The organism is Komagataeibacter kakiaceti JCM 25156 (assembly GCF_000613305.1).
Map to the genome: position 1 here is coordinate 1 of NZ_BAIO01000824.1, position 703 is coordinate 703.

2 protein-coding genes are annotated in these 703 nt (G+C 66.6%); one reads left to right on the top strand and one right to left on the bottom strand.

The window, feature by feature from the left end:
- A partial coding sequence (locus tag JCM25156_RS19255; RefSeq protein ID WP_025814438.1) for a MazG nucleotide pyrophosphohydrolase domain-containing protein occupies positions 1 to 354 on the top strand: 354 nt, incomplete at its 5' end.
- Positions 355 to 378: 24 nt separating this feature from the next.
- Here the strand turns inward: JCM25156_RS19255 and JCM25156_RS19260 are convergent.
- Positions 379 to 703 (bottom strand): inositol monophosphatase family protein (locus JCM25156_RS19260; RefSeq protein ID WP_025814440.1); only part of this gene is annotated, 325 nt, incomplete at its 5' end.

Genomic DNA, 703 nt, shown 5'->3' on the forward strand with positions numbered 1-703 from the left:
CTGTCCGCCCGCGCGGCCCGGACCGGCTTTGACTGGGACACGGCGGCGGAAGTGGCGGCCAAGGTGGATGAGGAAATCGACGAACTGAAGGTCGAACTGGAAAGCGGCGACCGCGAAAAGATATTCGACGAACTGGGCGATGTGCTGTTCACGCTGGCCACGCTGGCGCGCAAGCTGGACATGGACCCCGAAGCCTGCCTGCGTCAGGCCAATGCCAAATTCACCCGCCGTTTCACCGCGATGGAGCGCGATCTGGCCGCGCGCGGCCTGGCGCTGGCGGATGTGGACGTGAAAACCATGGAAGATGGCTGGCAGGCCGTCAAACGCCGCGAGCGCGCGACCCCCGTGACCTGAATCCGGCCAGAACGCCCCCGTGCCTCAGCCCGTGGCGAACAGCAGGTCGTGCAGCGCCTGCCAGCTTGCCCGGTCCGGCGCGTAAAGCAGCCCGCCGCCGTGATCCGTCACGCGGTAGGGCGTGCCGTCAAAACGGGCGGCATACCCCCCTGCTTCCGCATGGATCAGCCATCCGGCCAGATGATCCCATGGCAGGGTGCGGTTGAACAGCAGGAAATGGCAGCGCCCGTCCACCAGCATCAGGTATTCATGCGCGGCGCAGCGGAAGTCCCATGACCCCGCCACTTTCGGCAGGTTGCGCGTCACCATCTCGCGCAGCGGTGGCGGCAGGTAGCGCCATGAGGCATTG